Origin of the sequence: Streptomyces sp. NBC_00094 (assembly GCF_026343125.1) — a bacterium.
Classification (GTDB): domain Bacteria; phylum Actinomycetota; class Actinomycetes; order Streptomycetales; family Streptomycetaceae; genus Streptomyces.
The window spans coordinates 6,911,935-6,932,397 of sequence record NZ_JAPEMB010000001.1 but is presented as its reverse complement, the minus strand read 5'-3'; the positions used below and the strand labels follow the sequence as shown (position 1 = coordinate 6,932,397).

General features: G+C 74.0%; 15 protein-coding genes, 1 tRNA gene and 1 pseudogene. 12 read left to right on the top strand and 5 right to left on the bottom strand.

The features are described from left to right. The first annotated feature begins 29 nt into the window (after positions 1–29). The 3 genes and pseudogenes from OG580_RS30890 to OG580_RS30880 all read left to right on the top strand — a co-directional run. Positions 30–806: a hypothetical protein gene (locus OG580_RS30890; protein ID WP_267046929.1), complete on the top strand. Its 777-nt coding sequence runs from the start codon at positions 30–32 to the stop codon at positions 804–806. A 264-nt stretch (positions 807–1,070) separates the two neighbouring features. Beyond that, a complete protein-coding gene (locus OG580_RS30885; protein WP_267046928.1) occupies positions 1,071–1,907 on the top strand; it encodes a hypothetical protein in 837 nt (278 codons plus the stop codon). A gap of 23 nt (positions 1,908–1,930) precedes the next feature. Further along, positions 1,931–2,143, top strand: a pseudogene (locus OG580_RS30880) (hypothetical protein); the annotation flags it as partial. Between the two features lie 211 nt (positions 2,144–2,354). On the opposite strand, the gene OG580_RS30875 reads toward OG580_RS30880, so the two are convergent. Both OG580_RS30875 and OG580_RS30870 read right to left on the bottom strand, forming a co-directional pair. Continuing rightward, positions 2,355–2,428: transfer RNA gene (locus OG580_RS30875), tRNA-Pro, on the bottom strand. A 53-nt stretch (positions 2,429–2,481) separates the two neighbouring features. Then, complete coding sequence (locus OG580_RS30870) at positions 2,482–5,160, bottom strand: AAA family ATPase (RefSeq protein WP_267048195.1); 2,679 nt, start codon at positions 5,158–5,160, stop codon at positions 2,482–2,484. A gap of 461 nt (positions 5,161–5,621) precedes the next feature. Here OG580_RS30870 and OG580_RS30865 point away from each other — a divergent pair, with 461 nt between their 5' ends. Next, positions 5,622–6,212, top strand: a complete 591-nt coding sequence (locus OG580_RS30865) for a DUF309 domain-containing protein (RefSeq protein ID WP_267046927.1) — start codon at positions 5,622–5,624, stop codon at positions 6,210–6,212. Between the two features lie 6 nt (positions 6,213–6,218). Here the strand turns inward: OG580_RS30865 and OG580_RS30860 are convergent, their stop codons facing one another. Next, on the bottom strand, positions 6,219–6,596 hold the full coding sequence (locus tag OG580_RS30860) for a DUF488 domain-containing protein (RefSeq protein ID WP_267046926.1): 378 nt from the start codon (positions 6,594–6,596) through the stop codon (positions 6,219–6,221). A 29-nt stretch (positions 6,597–6,625) separates the two neighbouring features. Further along, positions 6,626–7,228, bottom strand: coding sequence for a TetR/AcrR family transcriptional regulator (locus OG580_RS30855; RefSeq protein WP_267046925.1), 603 nt, complete (start codon positions 7,226–7,228; stop codon positions 6,626–6,628). Between the two features lie 265 nt (positions 7,229–7,493). On the opposite strand from OG580_RS30855, the gene OG580_RS30850 reads away from it, so the two are divergent. From OG580_RS30850 to OG580_RS30820, 7 genes are all read left to right on the top strand, one after another. Beyond that, positions 7,494–8,228: a phosphatase PAP2 family protein gene (locus OG580_RS30850; RefSeq protein WP_267048194.1), complete on the top strand. Its 735-nt coding sequence runs from the start codon at positions 7,494–7,496 to the stop codon at positions 8,226–8,228. Continuing rightward, the gene (locus tag OG580_RS30845; protein WP_267046924.1) at positions 8,225–9,301 is read left to right on the top strand and encodes a DMT family transporter; all 1,077 of its coding nucleotides are present in this window, start codon (positions 8,225–8,227) and stop codon (positions 9,299–9,301) included. The genes OG580_RS30850 and OG580_RS30845 overlap by 4 nt, the downstream gene beginning before the upstream one ends. A gap of 67 nt (positions 9,302–9,368) precedes the next feature. After that, positions 9,369–10,379, top strand: a complete 1,011-nt coding sequence (locus OG580_RS30840; RefSeq protein WP_267046923.1) for an SPFH domain-containing protein — start codon at positions 9,369–9,371, stop codon at positions 10,377–10,379. Next, on the top strand, positions 10,376–11,281 hold the full coding sequence (locus OG580_RS30835) for a hypothetical protein (RefSeq protein WP_267046922.1): 906 nt from the start codon (positions 10,376–10,378) through the stop codon (positions 11,279–11,281). The genes OG580_RS30840 and OG580_RS30835 overlap by 4 nt, the downstream gene beginning before the upstream one ends. 358 nt (positions 11,282–11,639) lie before the next feature. Beyond that, a complete protein-coding gene (locus tag OG580_RS30830; protein ID WP_267046921.1) occupies positions 11,640–12,506 on the top strand; it encodes a GNAT family N-acetyltransferase in 867 nt (288 codons plus the stop codon). A gap of 812 nt (positions 12,507–13,318) precedes the next feature. Next, positions 13,319–15,016 (top strand): S8 family serine peptidase, encoded by a 1,698-nt coding sequence (locus OG580_RS30825; RefSeq protein ID WP_267048193.1) that lies wholly within the window; start codon positions 13,319–13,321, stop codon positions 15,014–15,016. Between the two features lie 225 nt (positions 15,017–15,241). After that, the gene (locus tag OG580_RS30820) at positions 15,242–18,436 is read left to right on the top strand and encodes a LuxR C-terminal-related transcriptional regulator (RefSeq protein ID WP_267046920.1); all 3,195 of its coding nucleotides are present in this window, start codon (positions 15,242–15,244) and stop codon (positions 18,434–18,436) included. Here the strand turns inward: OG580_RS30820 and OG580_RS30815 are convergent. Next, positions 18,426–19,229 (bottom strand): caspase family protein, encoded by an 804-nt coding sequence (locus OG580_RS30815; protein ID WP_267046919.1) that lies wholly within the window; start codon positions 19,227–19,229, stop codon positions 18,426–18,428. The genes OG580_RS30820 and OG580_RS30815 overlap by 11 nt on opposite strands. A gap of 116 nt (positions 19,230–19,345) precedes the next feature. Here OG580_RS30815 and OG580_RS30810 point away from each other — a divergent pair, with 116 nt between their 5' ends. Further along, positions 19,346–20,296, top strand: coding sequence for a DNA/RNA non-specific endonuclease (locus OG580_RS30810; protein WP_267046918.1), 951 nt, complete (start codon positions 19,346–19,348; stop codon positions 20,294–20,296). Positions 20,297–20,463: the final 167 nt, after the last annotated feature.

Below are 20,463 nucleotides of genomic sequence, written 5' to 3'. Positions count from 1 at the left end.
GCTGGTGGGTGATGGCAGGATGCCTCGTCATGGCAACGAGAGACGGCAGCGACGAGACGTACGTCATCGGGTTGTGCGACCGGATCCTCGGGGAAACGGCCCTGACGCAGCACAGGTTCGACTGGCTGCTGGGGGATCCCGGAGCAGGCGGCCGACGAGTCAGGCTTCCGGTCGACGCCTACTGGCCGGGTCATCAGCTGGTGGTCGAGTACCGCGAACTGCAGCATGACCTGCCGATGCCTCATTTCGACAAGCCGGACCGCCTCACGGTCAGCGGTGTCCACCGTGGCGAGCAGCGAGCCCTGTACGACGCCCGACGCGATGAACGGATTCCCGCGCACGGGCTGCGCCTCGTCGTCATCCGCCCCGCCGACCTGGATGCGGACAGTCGCGGACGACTGCGCCGCAATGCAGAGGCCGACCTCGCGGCACTGCAGAAGGTCCTGGCCCGCGATAGTGACGAGGACCGGGTCACCGACACCTTCCGCACCTGGCTACTGGCCGAAGGGTGGACACCCGTCGACCCGACCGACCGCTGGACCGACCTGGAAGCTGTACGCGGCGAGGAACGGCTGATCTGCGAGGCCAAGGGCCGCACCAGCGAGAAGGGCGTCGATGCCGACATCGCCTACGGCCAACTACTGCGCCGCATGACGAGCCAGGACGCACACACACGCTACGCCCTCGTCGTGCCGTCCTCCTCCGCCAAAGCCGCCGCACGCGTCCCCGCACATGTCCGACAGCTCCTGCGCATCGACGTGTACGAGGTGACGGACGACGACCGGGTATGCCTGCTGACCGACTGATCGTCACTGGGTGCTACGCCGGTTTCGGCTTCACCATGTACGTGTCCTCCGGAGCCCACGCACCGCGTCGCCACCTCCTCGCACGAACCGAACACCCTGCTCTGCGGCACGGAGTCGCCATCCAGGACCGTCACGGCGAGATCCGTCCGCGTGCTGGAGATCGCATCCCGCGCGCCCTGGCCGAATGCGAGAATGCGGGTCCTGGCCGAAGCGTGCGACAGCTCGAAGCCGGGCTCCAGCACCGACGAAGCGGGGGGGGTAGCCATGGCGTTGGCCATGTGTCCACTGTGCAGCGACGACGAGGACATCGAGGCGGTCCGCCCGCTCGACGGCGGAGGCCGGCTCGTGAAGCACCGGTGCGGCTTCGAATGGGAGCACAGGGAGCCCGTGATCCCGCAGAGGAACCCGCTCCGCTCCTTCAGCGAGCTCAAGTCCCGTTTCCCGAAAGCCGAGGATGTCGATCCCGAGCAGTGGGAACACGTGACCCGGCTGAAAGAGCAGTACCTCACCGTCAAACCGGACCTCGACCCCAACGTGGCGGACTACTGGGCGAAGTACCAGCGAATCTTCTCCCCGGACGGGCTGTGGACGTGCGACCCCAGAGCCCTCAAGGACTTCGCCAACTCCGAGGTCGGAGCCCGCCCCGGCAATCAGGCCACCTTCAACTCCGCGTGGAACGACATGGGCGACGCCGCAGCCGGGAAGGCGACCCGCCAGACGATCGAGTACCTCCTGCGCGGGCCCGACGACGTGCCGGTCGAAGACCGACTCGAGCACCTGCTGGCCGGCACCAAGCCGTTCGGCATGACCGGCTTCAAGGAAGCCCTCCTCACGAGGGTCCTCTGTGTGATGCACCCCGACCGCTTCCTGACGATCCTGAAGTACACGACCGAGGCCGGCGGCAAGCGTGAGATCGCGCGGATGGTCTACGGACTGGAGCTGCCGGCACCCGAGTCGGTGAACTGGACCCTCGGCCGGCTCATCCTGTGGAGCAACAACCTCCTGCTCGACCTCGCCGGCGAGGGCTTCGCCAACCGACAGCACGCCGCTGCGTTCCTGTGGTGGGCCAAGGATCGGCTCGGAGCGCGACGGGCGGCTTGAAGCGAAATCAGCGCCCGCCCACCGCCCTGGCCTGGGGTGCGCGCTGCCGCCACCAGCTGGTGACCGGCGCGTACGCCGTGCTCGTCACCGAGGGCACGTGGGACGCAGCCGACTGGGCCGTCTTGGAAGAGAAGGGCCGGGCCATCACGCAGGCGGGCTGGTGGATTGACCAGCGCGAAGCCGAGGCCCGCGACCTGCCCGAACTCCTCGACGCCGCCGAAGACGATGACCGGGGTGCTCACCACACCCAGCGGTACCTGCACCCCGACGAACACAAGACCACCGCCGTCGGCGCCGCACTCTCCGCGCTCCGCGGTCACTGCCGAACCCGATCGCGGTCGCCCGCTGAGCGGTCAAGGCGAGTTGGTCCCCAAGCGGTCCCCAAAAACGAGTCAGAGGCCGTTTCAGATTTCTCTGAAACAGCCTCTGACCTGCGACTCTTTCGAGTCGGGACGACAGGATTTGAACCTGCGACCCCTTGACCCCCAGTCAAGTGCGCTACCAAGCTGCGCCACGTCCCGATGCGCGTCTCCGTGAGGAGTTCCCCTCGTCGGCGTGCAGGAGAAACACTACCTCACTCCCGGGGGCGGAATGACGCACGGGCAGTGACCTCGGTGGCCGCGAGGGTGTCTGCGCCGCAGGTGGCGGCCAGGGTGGTCGCTTCGGCGAGGGCCGAGGGGGAGCCGGTGGCGTGGGCGAGGTCGACGCGGGCCCGGGCTTCCTCGTAGCGGGAGGGGGAGGCCGCGAGGTGCGCGACGGCCCGGGTCAGGAGGGTGCGGGCCTCCGGCGGGTCGGCGAAGAGGGCGGCGCAGCGGAGCGCCTCGCCCAAGGCCGTCGGGGTCCCGAGGCGTTCGGCGTGGGTCAGGGCCTCGGCGGCGATGCCGGCCGCGCGGTCCGGGTCGCCCGGCGCGAGTGCCCGGGCCAGGTCGAAGGGCCACGGGGCCCAGACCACGTGGTGGCGGCCCCGGACGGTCAGTGCGTCGGCCGCCTCTTCGAGGGTACGGATCGCCTCCTCGTCGCGGCCTTCGGCGAGCAGCAGCCGGCCGAGGACGCTGGGGCCGTCGGGCAGCACGATCGCGCCGGGCCAGGGCGGGCCGAAGCCGTAGCGGTCGGCGACGCTCCGGGCCTCGGCGGTACGGCCCCGGGCGAGGAGGGTGTCGACGAGGAGGCACGCGGTGTCCCAGTGGACGGGGAGCCCGTCGCCGACCCGATCGGCCAGGCGCAGCCCCTCCTCCAGGTGGTGCTGGGCACGGGGCAGGTCGCCGCGCCGCCGGTGGACCAGGCCGAGGAGGGCGTGGGCGAAGGCGAGGTGGGCGCCGCTCCAGCCGGAGATCTCGAAGGCCCTGACCGCCTCGGTGAAGAGCGTCCGCGCCCGGTCGGGGCGGTCGGCGAACACGTACGCGATGCCGGTCAGGGCCGGGATCTCGAAGCCCCACGTGGGGTCCGTCCAGCCGAGGCCGCGGGCGGGCAGTCCGTCGACGAGGGCGCGGTCGCAGAGACGTACGACCTCGTCGGCGGGTTCGCCGCGGAGCATCGCGTCGAAGCCCCGGACGGAGACGAGGGCCCGTTCGGAGTTGTCGGCGCCGGTGAAGCCCGCGGTGAGCTCGGCGAGGCGGCGGGAGCGGCGCGGGCCGTCCTCCTCGGCCGCCTGGAACCCCTCGTACATGAAGCGGGCGGCCTGCAGCCGGCGTCGTCCGATGCCGGGCGGGGTCCTGGCGGCTTCGACGGCGACGGCCCGCGCGGCCTCCTGGAGCTGGTTGTTGTGGGCGAGGGCCTGCGCGAGCCGGTAGGTCGCGTCGATGCGCAGGGCGTCGTCGAGGCCCGGCAGCTCCAGCGCGGAGCGCAGGTGGAGCACGGTGGCGGCGGGTGCCGTGAGCAGGGACGCGCAGCCGAGTTCGTACAGGACCGTGGCGTACGTGTCGGGGCCGGGCGGCTCCACGAGGGCCCGTTCCAGGCAGCGGCGGGCCGCGTCCGGGGCTCCGACGGCCAGGTGCTCGACGGCGGCGGCCCGCAGCCGGCGGACGACGTCCTGGTCGTCGTCCGGGTGCACTTCGAGGAGGTGGCGGGAGGTGGCCGCCGGGCCGTGGCCCGCTTCGGCGAGCGCCCAGGCGGCGCGCCCGTGCAGGGCGGTACGGACGGCCTGCGGCACCGAGCCGTGGACGGCCGTTCCGATGAGGGGGTGCGCGAACTCCAGCGAGGGGGGTGTCGCCGTCACGATTCTCGCCTCACGGAGGCGTTCCGTGTGTGCGGCGACCTCCGCCGCGTCCATGCTCGTGAGCTTCGCGAGGAGGTCCGGCGTGCTGTCCGCGCCGAGGACCGCGACCGCCCAGGCCAGGCGTGTCGGGCCGCTGCCGAGCGCTTCGAGGCGGGTGACGAGGCCGCCGCCCCGGGCGCCCGCGCCGAGGCCCCGGAGGAGGCCGGCCGAGCCCGCGACGGGTTCGAGCATCCGGTCGCCGGCCTTGGCGAGGAGTTCGACCGTCTCGTACGGGTTCCCCTCGGTCACCGTCCACAGCTCCCGGCAGAACGGCTCGTCCGCGTGGGCGCCGAGCGCGTCGCGGGCGAGCGCGGCCGTGGCCTCGGGGGTGAGGGCGTGCAGGCCGAACGTCAGGACGGCGCGCTCGGCCAGCCCGGCGAGCAGCCCGGGGCCGTGCGGGGCGGCCGCGGCGGTGCGCTCGCCCCCGCCCGGCAGGGGGCGGTGCGCGAGGACGACGAGGACCGGGAGGGCATGGCCCGGCCGCGTACCCGTGAAGGCGTCGAGCCAGGCCAGGGTCTCTGCGTCGGCCCAGTGGGCGTCGTCCACGAGCAGCACCGGCGGCCGGTGCCGCAGGCCGTCGGCGAGGCGGCCGAGGAGCCGGGCCAGGCCGTCCCGTACGCCCTGGGGGTCGGCGGGCGCGGCGGAGGACGGGGGCGGCGGGGCGAGGCCCAGCGCGGGGGCGAGGAGGTCGAAGTGGTCGCCGAAGAGACGGCGGACGTCCTCGGGGCCGGAGCCGTAGCCGTCCAGGGCGGGCTGGAGCAGTTGTCGGGTGAGGTGGAAGGGGACCGAGGTGAGGGTCTCGCCGCCGCGGGCGGTCAGGACGGTGCACCGGTCCCGCGCGATGCGGTGGATCTCGGCGAGGAGGGTCGTCTTGCCGACGCCCGGGTCTCCCCGGTAGACGAGGACGCCGCCCCGGGCGGGCCCGCCGGGGGACGCCCCGGCGACCAGCGCGTCGACGGCGTGGGCGGCCGCGGCGAGCTCCGGGTCGCGTTCGAGCAGGGCGCCCCGCTCCGGACCGGCCGGATCGGACGAGCCGGATGGATCGGACGAGCCCGCCGGGCCGGACGAGCCCGCCGGATCGGACGAGCCCGCCGGGTCCGTGAACGAACTGGCGGGCGAAGGCAGTTCTCGTTCCGACGGCACCGGCGACTCACTCCCCCACAAGAGCAACGGGCATGACGCGACCCGAGCGGTCCGTGCGACCCACACGGACCCGACCCGGGAAACGTCGGACCGACGAGTCTAGGGGGTGTCCGGCGGATCAAGGGAGAGCCGGCCCTGGGGATGTCTTGCGGCTCAGGGGCGGGCAGGACTGGGGAGGCCTTGCGGCTCAGGGGCGGGCAGGACTGGGGAGGCCTTGCGGCTCAGGGGCGGGCAGGACTGGGGAGGCCTTGCGGCTCAGGCCGGGCTCGTGGTGCCCGGCACCGCGTCCTGATCGCTCCCGGGGCGACAATGGGCGGGTGAACCGGACTTCGAGGGATCGCGACGAGGAGGGCCGCGCGCGGAGCGCACGCCCCCGTGACGGGCTCGGCCGACCGCTGCCGTACGGGGCGGAGGGAGTTCCGCGGCAGCCCGAGGGTGTCGTGCGCGACCCCGACGAGACGCTGCGCGAGGCGCAGCGTCTGCTGGACGCCGGGATGCCGTTCCACGCGCACGAGGTCTTCGAGGACGCCTGGAAGTCGGGTCCGGAGGCGGAGCGCGACCTGTGGCAGGGGCTCGCGCAGCTCGCCGTGGGCCTGACGCACGCGGCGCGCGGGAACGCGGAGGGCGGGGCGCGGCTGCTCCGCCGGGGCGCCGACCGTCTCGCGGCCGTGCCCGGGGAGCGGGATTCCGGTCCTTACGGGATCGACGTGGGCGGACTCGTGGCGTGGGCGCGCGAGTTGGCCGATCGGGCCGAGGCGTACCGATCCGGGACATATCCGTCCGAGACGTATCGGGCCGAGGCGTACGGAGCGGCAGGCCGGGTGGATGAGGTCGGCGACGGCGGCGCGGCCCGTGGACGCGTCGATGCCGCCACCGAGGCGCCGCGGTTGCGGCGCGTCGGGTCCTGACCCCCGCTACTCCCCCGGCTTCGAGGCGAGTTCACGCCGCAGTACCGACGTGTGGCTGACCGACGGGTCCTTCGCCGCCGTGAGCAGGGTGACCGTCTCCCGGTCCGCGAGGTCCCTGAGCCGGTCGAGCGCCGCGGCGGCCTCGGGGGCGGCGAGCTCGGCCTCGTACCGCCGGCGGAACTCCTCGTACTCCCCCTCCGGTCCGTGGTACCAGCGGCGCAGCTCCGTGGAGGGGGTCAGCACCTTGGGCCACTCGTCGATGCGGGCGTCCGTCTTCGCGAGTCCGCGCGGCCAGAGCCGGTCGACGAGGACACGTACCCCGTCGTCGGGCGACGGCGTCTCGTAGATCCGGCGGACTCGGACGTCGGGGGTGCTCGCGCGCATGAGCCCAGGGTGCCCGACGGGCCGGGAGCTCACCCCTCGACGCGCAGTGCCGGAAGGAGGACGGCGTCCACGAAGCCGCTCATCGTCGAGGTCTCCGCGAACCGCTCCTCGAAGATCCGCTCGATGCGGAGCATCCCCATGAAGCAGGGCGCGACGAACGCGATCGCGGGGTTGTCGGCGGCGACCTCGCCCCGCTCGACCGCACGCGCCACCACCGCGTCGATGGCCGCGATCTCGGGGGCGATGACGGTCTCGCGGAGCGCGGCACGCAGGTCGGGGTGCTGGATGTAGGCCTGGGCGACGGCCTCCATGAGCTCGGCGTCGCGGTCGCGGTGGGAGGCCGCGATACGGGCGGCCTCGCGCAGGTCACCGGCGAGGGAGCCGGTGTCGATCCCGGCGAAGACGGTGCAGCGGCGCTGGGCGAGGGCGGCGGTGACGAGCTGCGGCTTGGTGCCCCACTGACGGTAGAGGGTGGCCTTGCCGCACTTGGTGCGGGCCGCGACGCCCTCCATGGTCACCGAGTCGTAGCCACCCTCCCTGAGCAGGCAGATCACCGCGTCGTACAGCTCCGTCTCGCGCTCCGGCGTGATCTTGCTGCGACGGGCTGCGGCGGTCGCGGCCTGTGTGGACATCGAATCCTCCCGGACACCTCTGTCTCTGCACATACGAGAGTAGGGGGTGCACAATCGAGACGCAAACGTATCGAGACGTTTGCGTCTCGATGAAATCGGATCTAGGCTCACCCCGTTTGCTGCCGATTTGACGGATCAGAGGGGCCTCGCGATGGCTGCCGGGATACGCGGGACACGAGGACCACGTCCTCAAGGACCGGGGGCGACGGCTACCCCCGGCCCCGGTCACCCCGAAGGTCACGAGGGTGTCGCGAGACCGCCGCTCCTGCGCGAGCTCGTGCTGGTCACCGCGCTCTTCCTCGTCTACAAGTGCGGCCGGCTCGTCGCCAACGGCCACGAGGCCCGCGCCTTCCGCAACGCCGACCGCGTCTGGGACGCCGAGCGCGCGCTCCACCTCCCGGGCGAGGGAACGATCCAGCACCTGCTGATGCACGGCGAGCCGCTCATCCGGGCCGCCAACACCTACTACGCCGCCGTGCACTTTCCGGCCACGATCGCCTTCCTCGTCTGGCTGTACTGGCGCCACCCGGCCCACTACCTGTGGTCGCGCCGGGTCCTCGCGCTCCTCACCGGCGCCGCGCTCGCCCTGCACCTCCTGTTGCCGCTCGCCCCGCCGCGGATGCTCGCCGCCACCGGCCTCGTCGACACGGCTCGGGTCTACGGCCCGTCCGTGTACGGGGCCACCCCGGAGACGGACTCGATGGCGAACCAGTTCGCCGCCATGCCGTCGCTGCACTTCGGCTGGGCCCTGATGGTCGCGATCGGCCTCATCGTCGCCACCCGCTCCCGCTGGCGGGCCCTGTGGTTGCTGCACCCGCTGCTCACCCTGCTCGTCATCGTCGGCACCGCGAACCACTACTGGTTCGACGCACTCGCCGCCGCCGCGCTCCTCGGCCTCGCACTGCTCGCCGTCCGCGCCCCGGCCCGCGGCGACGCGGAGCCACCATCCGCGCCCCACGCGATCGGTACGACCGTCCGACCGGCCGGAGCCCTGCGATGAACCCCGTCGCCGGCACCGTGCTCGCGGTGCTCCTCTCCCTCGTCTCCGCCGCCGGCTACGCGCTCGCCGCCGTCGCCCAGTCACGACTGGCGGCCTCCCCCTCCCCCTCTCCCGACGGGCGCGGGGCGCTGCGCGCGCTGCTCGCCCGCGGTCAGTGGTGGTGGGCGGTCGGCCTCAACGCCGCCGGGGCCCTCGCCCACGTGGCCGCCCTGCACTACGGGCCGCTGACCCTGGTCCAGCCGCTCGGCGCGCTGACGCTCGTGGCGGCGCTGCCGCTCGGCGCCTACTGCGCACGCCGGCGGGTGTCCCGTACCGAGTGGCGCGGAGCGCTGTGGACCCTGGGCGGGCTCGTCGGCCTGGTCGCGATGACCGGCCCGGCCGCGCCCGGCGAGGCGCTCAGCCTGCGCGAGTCCCTGATCGTCGCCGCCGCGACGGCGCTCCTCATCGCCGCGCTCGCCTCGGGCCGCGTGGCACGGAGTCGCGGCGGCGCGGGCGGCAAGGGAGGCCGCGGGCTCGGGCACGCGACCGCCTCCGGGATCGCGTCCGGCGTCGGCTCCGCCCTGACGCAGACGCTGACGGCCGCGCTCGCGCTCGAACTCCCCGGCGGGGAACCCGCCTGGTGGCAGACCGCCCTCCTCGCGGTCCTCATCTCGGGCTTCGCCGTGGGCGGACTGCTGCTCTCGCAGGCGGCCTACCGGGGCGGGCTCGCGGCACCCCTGGCCGTCGTCAACCTCTCCAACCCCGCGGCCGCCGCGATCATCGGCGTGGCCCTGCTCGGCGAGACCTTCCGGGCCGGCGCCTGGGGCTGGCCGATCGCGGCCCTGGCGTCCCTGGTCGCGGCGCGGGGCGTGGTCCTGCTGACGAAGGGCGACATCCCGGCTCCCGACGGGTCCGCGGGGGCGCCGACTCGGGTGGCCTCCACGGTCGTCGCGGGGTCCCGGCCGGTGCCGGTGCCAGTGCCGGCGCCAACGCCAGTGCCGGTGCCACCCCGCGTCGCCGACGCCCACGCGCCCGCACCCATACCCTCGCCCGTATCCCTATCGGAGGCGCAGCCCGCGCCGCTCGCCGGTTGATCACTTTCGTCATATTGACGAAAAACCAGGAAGCCCTCTATCGTCAACATGACGACAAGGGGGTTTCATGGCTGACATCACCCGGCGGTCCGGCTGGCGCCATCTGCGCTCCGCGCCCACCGCCCACATCCGCCACCAGCGCCGCGGACAGCTCGTCCACGACGGTGAGGGGCTGAGCTTCTGGTTCCGGCCGCGTACCGCCGCCCTCTCCGAGGTGCCCGTGAACGACCGGGAACTCGCGATGGCGTTCCACGCCCGCACGGCCGACTTCCAGGACGTGAGCGTGCAGTCCACCGTCACGTACCGGATCGGCGACCCGGGCGCGGCCGCCACCCGGCTCGACTTCTCGATCGACCCCGACACCGGCGCCTGGCGCGGGACGCCTCTGGAGCAGATCGCCACGCTCCTCACCGAGACCGCCCAGCAGCACGCCCTCGACGTCCTCGCCCGCACCACGCTCGCGGCGGCCCTCGTCGACGGGGTGGCGGCGGTACGCGACCGGATCTCGGCGGGCCTCGCGGCCGAACCGCGCCTTCCGGACACGGGCATCGAGCTGGTCGCGGTCCGGGTGGTGGCGATCCGCCCCGAACCGGAGGTCGAGCGCGCCCTGCGCACCCCCGCTCGCGAGCAGATCCAGCAGGAGGCCGACCGCGCCACGTACGAGCGCCGGGCCGTGGCGGTCGAGCGCGAGCGCACCATCGCCGAGAACGAGCTCGCCAGCAAGATCGAGCTGGCCCGCCAGGAGGAGCGGCTCGTCGAGCAGCGCGGCACCAACGCCCGTCGCGAGGCCGAGGAGAGCGCCGCCGCCGACGCGGTACGGGCCGAGGCCGAGGCCGTACGGAAGGTCCGGCTCGCCCGGGCCGAGGCCGAGGCGGCGCAGCTGGTCGGCGAGGCGCGCGCCGGCGCGCAGTCCGCGTGGCTGCGGGCGCACGCGGAGGCGGAGCCGGCGACCCTGCACGCCCTCGCCGTGCACCGGGCCGCGGAGAACCTGCCCCGCATCGAGCACCTGACGCTCTCCCCCGACGTGCTGACCGGGCTCCTCGCGAAGCTGGGCGGCGAGGGCGGGGCCCGGTCGTGAGTCTCGCGCCGCGCGCGGTGCTCGTGCACCGGACCACGGAGTACGAGGAGCTGCTCGCCCGGCACGGCACCCACGGCCAGGCCGCGTTCTTCCTCTCCGCGCGCGGCCGCTCGGTCGAGGAGGTGCGGGAACGGCACGAGCGCGTCCACCGCGCGCTCGCCGAGGTGGCGGGCGCGGTTCCGCTGTCGTGGCGGCAGACCCGGGTGGAGCGCGCCGATCTGGACCGGTTCCTGTTCGGTCCCGAGGACGTGGTCGTCGTGGTCGGCCAGGACGGTCTCGTCGCCAACGCGGCGAAGTACCTGACGGGTCAGCCGGTCATCGGGATCGACGCGGACCCCGGGCGCAACGCGGGCGTTCTCGTACGGCACCGCGCGGCGCACGCGCGACGGCTGCTCCCGTACGCGGCGGGCGACGGGGCGACGGTCGACGAGCTGACGATGGTGGAGGCGGTCACCGACGACGCGCAGCGGCTCCTCGCGCTGAACGAGATCTACGTCGGCCCGCCCGGCCACCAGACCGCGCGGTACTCCCTGGGGCTCGACGGTCCCGACGCCCCGCCGGAGCCCGAGCCCCAAGCCTCCTCGGGTGTCCTGGTCGGCACCGGCACGGGGGCCACGGGGTGGCTGCGCTCCCTGTGGGAACAGCGCTCCAGCACGCTCGCCCTGCCCGCGCCGGCGGACGCGCGGCTCGCCTGGTTCGTCCGCGAGGCCTGGCCGTCACCGACGACCGGTACCCACCGCGTCGAGGGGCTCCTCGACGCGGGCCAGGGCCTGCGCCTCACCGTCGAATCGGACCGCCTGGTCGCCTTCGGCGACGGTGTCGAGTCGGACGCGCTGCACCTGACGTGGGGCCAGACCATCCGCCTCACGGCGGCGAAGCCGCGCCTGCGGCTGGTGGGCTGACCGGGGCGGGGCGCTGTTCGCGGCCGTGGTCAAGACACCCTCTGGGCCCGCGACGGTCGGCGACGGTCGGCGCCCGCGGGCCGGTTCCGTCCGGTGTCCTCGGCCCCGTGGCGGTCGGTACGCGAGGGGGCGGGACGGCGGAGCGGCGCGGGGCGGAAGCGCTCGCGGGGCGGTGGAGCTGCCGCGCCACGGAGCGGCGGAGCCACCCCGCTGCGGAGCAGAAGCACGCGGCCGGAATCGACCGGTGGGCGGTCGACGTGTCGTACGGCGGCACTATGCTCGGCGCGCTCCGCCCCCGTCCCGTCGTGCACCCGACCGCTCCGCCGCCCCGCCCGGCTCCGGCTGTTGAAGGAACCCCATGGCCCACGCCTCCTCCGGTTCGCTGTCCGTCGCCCCCGCCATGCCCGAGGACTGGGCTCTCGTGCGCTCCTGGGCGGCCGAGGAGGGGTGGAACCCCGGGCTCTCCGACGTCCCCGCCTTCTTCGCGCAGGACCCCGGCGGCTTCTTCCTCGGCAGGGTCGACGGGGAGCCGGTCTCCGCCATCTCGGTCGTCAACTACAGCGACGCCTACGCCTTCCTCGGCTTCTACCTCGTCCGTCCCGAACGCCGTGGGCTCGGCCACGGCCTGGCCACCTGGCGGGCCGCGCTCGCCCACGCGGGTGACCGTTCCGTCGGACTCGACGGGGTGCCTGCGCAGCAGGACAACTACCGCCGCTCCGGCTTCTCCACGGCGTACCGCACGGCGCGCTTCGTGGGCGAGATCCCCGCGCCCGACCGTCCGGTGACCGGCGTGGTGCCCGCCGAGCGGGTCGACCCGGCCGTCGTCGCCGCGTACGACAGCGCCTGCCACCACGCCGACCGACCGCGTTTCCTGTCCGCCTGGCTGACCACGCCCGGGCACCGCGCGCTGGTCCGGGTCGTCGACGGTCGTCCGACCGGGTACGGGGTCGTCCGCCCCGCCCAGGACGAGGCCCGCGTCGGGCCGCTGTTCGCGGACACCCCGGCGGACGCGGCGGCCCTGCTCGACGCGCTCGCCGCCGAGGCACGGGACTTCGGCGCCGCACGGATCGCCGTGGACATGCCGGAGGCCAATCCGGCGGCGGCCCGCGTGGCGCTGGAGCGCGGCCTCGAGCCGACCTTCGAGACGGCCCGCATGTACACGGGGCCCGTCCGCCCGGTGGCGCGGGAGCGGGTCTTCGGCGTCACGACGCTCGAACTCGGCTGACGGACGAGGGACGGCCGGGCCTTCGAGCGGCGAACGGCCGGGCCGCAGACGGCCGACGTCCGACCGGCGACCCTGCGACCGGCAACCCTGCAACCGACGACGGACGACCGACTAACGTCGCGTACTCGAACTCGAACTCGAACTCGACTCACGGACGCCGCACGCCCGGCTGATGACGCTCCCCCGCCGGCCCCAGCCGTCCCGCGAACCCGTCCGCCGGGCCCCTTCGCCTGCCGAGCGGCCCCCACCCCTCGCCCCCTCGCGGCGCTCCCCTCGCCCCCTCGCGGCGCTCCCCTCGCCCCCTCGCGGTGCTCCCCTCGCCCCCCGCCACCAGCCGAAACACCAGCCAGTCGCGCCCTCACCCCCGCCGGTTCTCCGTGTCCCTCCCCCGGACCCCCGCCGCCCTGTGAGGGGTGACAAGGGTTTTCCCCGTATCGGGTTCACTCCCCCGTTCCCTACTGTCCTCCCCACCGGCAGATATCATCCCCCGAGCCGCACCTGACAGGTGCATGAGGAGGGTGGCATCCCCCGGTGACGACCTTGACCCGGGTCGTCGCGCCGGTGGCGGCGCACGGGCTCCCCAGCCCAGGGACCGACGGACAGCGACCCCACTTCGCCCCGAATCGTCCCGCGCCGCCGCCACTGCTCCGCAGTTACGTCGTACTTGAAAGGGCCACACCTTGAACGGTTCCAGGCGGAGAGTCATATCCGTGGTCGCGAGCGCCGCGATCCTCGGCGCCGCTGCCACCACCGGGGCGTTCGCCGCCGCCCCGGGCGCTGCCAGCCCGAAGCCGGCCCCGGCTTCGCAGACCATGCGGGCGCTTCCGAGCGCCCCGGTCGAGAAGGTCATCGTCACCTACAAGAGCCAGGCCGCCGAGGCCGGTTCCAACACCGCCGCGAAGAGCGACACGGCCGAGAAGGCCGCGAAGACGGGCGAGCAGCTCTCCTTCGAGCGCCGCCTCGCCGGCGGTGGCGCCCTGGTCGACCTGGGCGACAGCGCCACCAAGCAGGACCTGACGGAGGTCATGGACGCGTTCCGCGCCGACCCGTCCGTCGCCTCGGTCGAGCCCGACATCCGCGCCTACGCGATGGCTGTCACGCCGAACGACACCGACTACACCAAGCAGTGGGACCTCTTCGAGGCCACCGGTGGCATGAACGTTCCTGCGGCCTGGGACAAGACGACCGGCTCCGGCGTGACCGTCGCCGTCATCGACACCGGCTACGCGGCCCACACCGACCTGGCGACCAACGTCGTCTCCGGTTACGACTTCATCTCCACGTCCGCCGACGCCCGCGACGGCAACGGCCGTGACGCGGACCCGAAGGACGAGGGCGACTGGAACGCCACCGACGGCGAGTGCGGCACCGGCTCCAGGGCGTCCAACTCCTCCTGGCACGGCACCCACGTGGCCGGCACCATCGGCGCCGTCACGAACAACACCAAGGGCATCGCGGGCATCGCGTACAACGCGAAGATCCAGCCCGTGCGGGTGCTCGGCAAGTGCGGCGGCTCGTCCTCCGACATCGCCGACGCCATCACCTGGGCGTCCGGCGGCTCCGTGCCGGGCATCCCGGCCAACGCGAACCCGTCGAAGGTCATCAACCTCAGCCTGGGCGGCGCCAGCTCCACCTGCCCGAGCGTCTACCAGACCGCCATCAACGGCGCCGTCTCGCGCGGTACCACCGTCGTCGTCGCCGCGGGCAACAGCAACGCCAACGCCTCCGGCTTCACCCCCGCGAACTGCTCGAACGTCATCACCGTGGCGTCGACCAGCCGTGAGGGCAACCGGTCGTACTACTCCAACTACGGCACCATCGTGGACGTGGCCGCGCCCGGTGGCGAGACCCGCCGCTCCACCGACACGCCCGGCACCGTCACCACCCCCGAGAACGGCATCTACTCCACGCTGAACTCGGGCACGACGACCCAGTCGGCCGAGAACTACAAGCCCTACCAGGGCACCTCGATGGCCGCGCCGCACATCGCCGGCCTGGCCGCCCTGCTGAAGTCGGCCAAGAGCACCCTCACCCCGGCCGAGATCGAGTCCGCGATCAAGACCAACGCCCGCCCGCTGCCCGGCACCTGCACCGGCGGCTGCGGCACCGGTATCGCCGACTCCGCGAAGACCGTGGACGCCGTCACCACCACCACCCCGCCGACGGGCACCGTCTTCACGAACGCGACGGACGTGACGATCTCCGACAACACCACCGTGTCGTCCTCGATCGCCGTGACCGGCCGCACCGGCAACGCCCCCGCCGCCCTCAAGGTCGGCGTGGACATCAAGCACAGCTGGCGCGGGGACCTGGTCATCGACCTGATCGCCCCCGACGGCACCGTGCGCAACCTGAAGGCGTCCTCCTCCTCGGACAGCGCCGACAACGTCCTGGCGACGTACACGGTCGACGCGTCGAGCGAGGTCGCGAACGGCACCTGGAAGCTCCAGGTCCGCGATGTGGCATCGGGTGACACCGGCTACATCGACTCGTGGACGCTCACCTTCTGATCCACCGCTCAACCTCTTCTGAACCACCCCCCACATCAGCATCCTTGCTGGTCAGCGACGCGCCCGTGGTCTACACCACGGGCGCGTCCTGGCGTGTGCGGAGGGAGCCCGGCGGAGAGACTCCGTCCGTATGCCGGACAAGGGGCCTGGACTCCGCCCGTGGGCTCCGTATTCTCTGCCCACGGGGCTCATGGGCCGGGGCCCGAGCGCCGGAGGTGGTGGACAGTGACGACAGCACCGCACCGCCCCTTGCGTCCCACCGGCGCGGGGGCACCGCCGGCGCCGGTCGGGCGCGAGGAACTCCTCGCCCGGCTCGAACGCGTCCTGCACGCGCGCGGCCGCGCCCTGCTCACCGGACCCGCGGGCGTCGGCAAGACCGAGCTCGCCCTCGCGGAGGCCGCCCGCGCGGAGGCCCGCGGCGAGACCGTGCTGTGGCTCGCGACCCTGCCGTCCGACCGTGAGATACCCGGAGCCGCGGCGGCCGCGCTGGTGGCCTCCGTGGCGGCGACGGTGAACTGGCCGGGACTCGGCGCCGCCGTCCCCGACCCGCCCGCCGCGGACCTGCCTCCGGCCGGGCCGCCGCCGCACGGGTCGCCGCACCCCGGATCGTCGCCCCCTGGGGCGCCGTCCTCCGGGCTGCCCACCCCCAGGACGTCCTCTCACGGACTGCCCGCCACCGGTCCGTCCTCCACCGGACCTCTCGCTTCCGGACAGTCCACGCCCGGACAGTCCACGTCCGGGCCGTCCGCGCCCGCACCGTTCGTGCCCGGGCAGCTCGCGCCCGGCCGGACGGCCCACGCCCAGACCTCCTCCGGCCAGTTCGCGCCCGGCGTGCTCGCCTCCGGGATCTTCGACGAACTGCCCGGCCCCCAGCGCACCGCCGTCGCCATGCTCTGCCGCGAGGCGCCGCTCGACGCGGGCGGCTGGGACCCGATCGCCCTGCGGCTCGGCATCGCCCGGATCCTGCGCGCCCTCGCCTGCCGCGGCCCCGTGCTGCTGGTCGTGGACGGTGTGCAGCACATCGACGCGGACAGCGCCGACCTGCTGCGGTTCGCCCTCCACCTGGCGCCGCCCGCGCTGCGGGTGGTGGCCGTGGAGACCCCCGAGCCGTACGGCGAGACCTACGAGTCGTCCCGCCACCGCGAGACCTCCCGCCCCGAGGACCCGCACGCCACACACCTCTGGGTGCCGTCGGAGGCGGACGTCCTGCTCGTCCCCCCGCTGCACGCCGACGAGATCGCCGAACTCCTCATCCACCACCGGCTGCCCTCCCGCATGGCCGGGCGCATCCACCGCGCGAGCGGCGGCAATCCACGGCTCGCGCTCGCCGTGGGCCGTTCCCTCGCCGACGCCCGCACCCCGGTGCACCACGCGGAGGCGCTGACGCTCTCCGGGCGCGCCCGCGACCTCGCCCGCCAGCTGCTGGGCGCCGCGCCCCTTCCCGTACGCGAGACGCTGCTGCTCGCCGCGCTGGCGCTGCGGCCCTCGGCGACCCTGGTGCGCCGGGCCGGCCGGCCCAACGCCGAGGCGGACCTCGCGACGGCGGAGCGGGCCGACCTTGTGTCGCTCGCCGAGGACGGTTCGGTGACGTTCACCGCCGGGCTGCTGCCGTCGACCCTGGTGCACGACGCCTGCTGGGCCGAGCGGAGCGCCGGGCACGCGGCGCTCGCCGAGGTCGTGGACGACCCCGTGGAGGCGGTACGCCACCGGGCGCTCGCCACCGACATCCCCGACGAGGAGCTCGCCGCCGAGGTCGCCGCCGCAGCCGAGGTCGCCAGACGGCGCGGGAACAGCGCGCTCGCCGCCGAACTGGCCCTGCTCGCCGCCGAGTCCACGCCGGGACGGCACGGTACGCGGCGGATCGCCCGGCTCGTCGACGCCGCCGAGGAGGCCGCCCGCGCGGCCCGCGCCGACCTCGCGATCCGGGCCGCCACCGACCTCCTCGCCCGGGACGCCTCGCCCTCCGACCGGGTCAGGGCGCGCCTCGCCGTCCTCGACACGGCGGGCCAGGGGCTGACCGGGCTCGACGAGATGTACGTACACGCCATGGAGGACTCCGAGGGGAACACCGCGCTGCGGGCGGCCGTCCAGCTGCGTCTCGCCGTCAAGTACGTGCTCGCGGACGGCGATCCGCAGCGCTCCCGCACGGCCGCTGTCGAATCGGCCGCGCTGGCCGCCTCGATGGGCGATCCGCGCACGGCGGCGCAGGCGCTGACCGTACAGGCACGGATGGATCGGGCCCTCGGCTCTCCCGACGCGGAGGCCGTGCTCGCCCAGGCACGCGCGCTGGAGTTGGCCGAGCGCCCGCTCGGGATCCGCAACGCCGCACAGATCCTGACGATCCGCCACGCCCTCTTCGACGGCCGGCTGACGGACGCCCGTGACGAGCTGGGCGCCCTCCTCCCGCTGGTGCAGCGGCGCGGCTCGGTGGAGGACGCCATCGAGCTCTTCAGCACCCTCGCCGAGATCGAGTCCCGGATCGGCCCGTGCGCGGCGGCCCTCGGGCACGCCGGGCAGTCGCTCGCCCTCACCTTGGAGGCGGGACTCTCCCCCGGTCCCGCCTGGTACGCGCTCGCGCTCGCGGAGACCGCCGGCGGCAGCTTCGCGCGGGCCGCGAGCTACGCCCGCCGCAGCGTCCAGGCCTCGGAGGAGGAGGGCGACCGGGTCTTCCTCTCCCGCAGCCGGTACGCCCTCGGCAGGGTCCAGCTCATCAACGGGGACGTGGCCGCCGCACTGGAGACACTGCGGCGCGTCCAGGCCGACGAGCGGGCCCAGTCGACCGTGGACCCGTCGATGCTGCGCTGGCACGAGGAACTCGCCGAGGCGCTGCTCACCACCGACGCGGGCGACGAGGCCCTGGCGGTCCTCGCCGAGGTACGGCCGGTGGCGGAGCGGCTCGGGCGAGGCACGGTCCTGCTGGGCTGCGACCGCGTGCACGCCCTGTGTCTGGCGGCGGAGGGGCGTACGGACGCGGCGGCCGAGCTCCTCACGGGGACGGCCGAGCGCTTCGGCCGGGCCGGGCTGCCGCTGGAGCAGGGGCGCGCCCTGATCGCGCTCGCCCGGGTGGAGCGCCGCAGACGGCGCCGGTCTGCGGCGCAGAGCGCCCTGCACGAGGCCGCCTCGGTGTTCGAGCGGGTCGGGGCGGCGCCATGGCTCGCGCTGGCCGGCGAGACCCCGGCGGGCGCGGCGGGCGAGAGCTCCGGGGCGGGCTCGGGCGGCGAGGAGGCGCTGCCCGCGTTCTCCTCGCTCACGGAGGCGGAGCTGCGGCTCGCCCGGCTGGTGGGCCAGGGTGCCAGCAACCAGGAGGCGGCGGCGAAGCTGTACCTGAGCGTGAAGACGGTCGAGGCGCGGCTCACCCGGATCTATCAGAAGCTCGACGTCCGTTCGCGCGCCCAGCTGGCGACGGCCCTCAGACGGTGAACGGCCGCTGGGCCAGGAACTCCGGGTCGGGGGAGCCGGTCAGATAGAGGTTCGGGCTCTGCGTCGGGGGCAGTCCGCGCTGGATCGACCGGTGGAAGTCGCGGTAGCCGCCCTGGAAGGCGCCGTCGTCCCAGACCCGGAGCAGGGCCTCGGTGAAGGCGCCGTTGACGGGGCCGTCGGAGGCGACCTGGTTGTCCTGGCAGGCCGAGACGAGCAGCGCGTCGGGGGCCCCGTCGGCGGACCCGTCCTCGGCCAGCGAGCGGCGCAGCTCGTCGAAGAAGCCCCGGTCGCGCTCGTACAGCTGCCGCTGCTGCGGTTCGGGCAGATAGCGGCCCGAACCGTCGTCCGTACCGCCGGGGATCTCGATGCTGCTGCCGCTGTGGCAGCAGTCGAGGAGGGCGACGATCCGTACGTCGTCGGCGAAGGCGCGGAAGGCCTGCTGCACCTCGTCGTCGAGGAACTGACGGTCGTAGAGGACCAGGGTCTCGTCGAGGGCGTCCGGTTCGTCGTCCGCCCCGGAGTCGTCCGGCACCTGGCCGCCGTGGCCCGAGTAGGTGAAGAGCAGGATGTCGCCGGAGCCGAGCCGGGCGGCGGCCTCGCCGAGTGCGGCGGTGACCTGGGAGACGGTGCCGTCCGGGGTGAGCAGGACGGTGGGTTCGAAACCCGCGGCGCGGGCGAGCCGGGCCATGTCGTGGGCGTCGTTCTCGCAGGCGACCAGGGTTCCCGCCCAGCCCTCGTAGCGGGCGGGGTCGACCTCGTTGAGTCCGATGTGCAGGGAGAGTCCGGTGGTCATGAGGTGCCTCCTTGGACGGAGGGGAGGGGATACCGGGGCGCCCGCCGGGGGCGTCTGATCGAGTGGCCTGCGGTCCGGCGCCGAGCGCGACCCTCTCCACGCGGTACTTACATCGTATGAACCCTTCCGACCCCGCGTCCTCCGCTGGCGGCACAGGCGCGTCCCCCGGGACGTCTCCCGGTGCGTCTCCCGGTACGTCCTCCGCCGCCTCCTCCGGGGCTTCGTCCCGCGGCGCGCTCGCCGACCGCGCCGGCTACGACGAGACCTTCCTCGGCCCCGTCGTCCCCCTCCCGCTCCCGGTCCGCGACACGGTCAGGACGGTGATCCTGCCGTACACCCACTTCACGGTCGTCTTCCGGCCGGACCGGCGGCTCGCGGCCTCGACCGCGGTCTGCATCGAGGGGCGGGAGCTCCAGGAGGACGTACCCAGGGACGACGCCTGGGTGTTCGACCCCCGGCTGCCCGAGGAGCAGCAGGCGGGCGACGAGATCTACCGGAACAACAGCCTCGACCGAGGGCATCTCGTCCGCCGGCTCGACCCGGTCTGGGGACCGGCGGCCGTGGCGGTACGGGCGAACGCCGACACGTTCCACTTCACCAACGCCGCGCCGCAGGCGGACGTCTTCAACCAGGGCAAACAGATCTGGCAGGGCCTGGAGAACCACATCCTCGACCACGCCGCCGAGTTCGACCGCAAGCTGACCGTCCTCACGGGCCCCGTGCTGCAGGACTCCGACCCGCCGTACCGCGGGATCCAGGTGCCGATGCGGTTCTGGAAGGTGGCCGCGTTCGTCCAGGACGGGGCGCTCGCCGCCAGTGCCTACGTCCTCGACCAGAGCCCGGATCTGAGCCGGGACGCGGAGCGGGCGCTCGCGGGGGCGAAGGCGGGCGCGCCGCCGCCGCTGGGCCCGTACCGCACCTACCAGGTGCCGGTCTCGGACGTCGCGGAGCTCACCGAGCTGGAGTTCGGGCCGTTGCCCGACGTGGACGTGATGCCCCCGTCGCGCGGGCCGGAGGACCGGTGGCGGCGCCTTGAGTCGTACGGCGACATCGTTCTTCACCACTGACCGCGCGCCCCCGCGTACCACCCCCTGGCCCTCCGCGTACCACCCTCGATCCCCCGTGTGCCCGCCCGACCAGCGATTGCGGCCCTCCCTGCCCGGTGAAACGATGAGAGGGATCAGTCAGTTCACCTGATCGCCTCACCTCCGACGCCGGCGCGACCGGCGCTGCG

Bases quoted from the DNA above. Each gene is read 5' to 3' on its own strand.
- OG580_RS30890 (WP_267046929.1), top strand. From the start codon at position 30: ATGGCAACGAGAGACGGCAGCGACGAGACGTACGTCATCGGGTTGTGC.
- OG580_RS30885 (WP_267046928.1), top strand. From the start codon at position 1,071: ATGGCGTTGGCCATGTGTCCACTGTGCAGCGACGACGAGGACATCGAG.
- OG580_RS30860 (WP_267046926.1), bottom strand. From the start codon at position 6,596: ATGCGCGCGAGCACCCCCGACGTCCGAGTCCGCCGGATCTACGAGACG.
- OG580_RS30855 (WP_267046925.1), bottom strand. From the start codon at position 7,228: ATGTCCACACAGGCCGCGACCGCCGCAGCCCGTCGCAGCAAGATCACG.
- OG580_RS30845 (WP_267046924.1), top strand. From the start codon at position 8,225: ATGAACCCCGTCGCCGGCACCGTGCTCGCGGTGCTCCTCTCCCTCGTC.
- OG580_RS30840 (WP_267046923.1), top strand. From the start codon at position 9,369: ATGGCTGACATCACCCGGCGGTCCGGCTGGCGCCATCTGCGCTCCGCG.
- OG580_RS30830 (WP_267046921.1), top strand. From the start codon at position 11,640: ATGGCCCACGCCTCCTCCGGTTCGCTGTCCGTCGCCCCCGCCATGCCC.
- OG580_RS30825 (WP_267048193.1), top strand. From the start codon at position 13,319: ATGCGGGCGCTTCCGAGCGCCCCGGTCGAGAAGGTCATCGTCACCTAC.
- OG580_RS30815 (WP_267046919.1), bottom strand. From the start codon at position 19,229: ATGACCACCGGACTCTCCCTGCACATCGGACTCAACGAGGTCGACCCC.
- OG580_RS30810 (WP_267046918.1), top strand. From the start codon at position 19,346: ATGAACCCTTCCGACCCCGCGTCCTCCGCTGGCGGCACAGGCGCGTCC.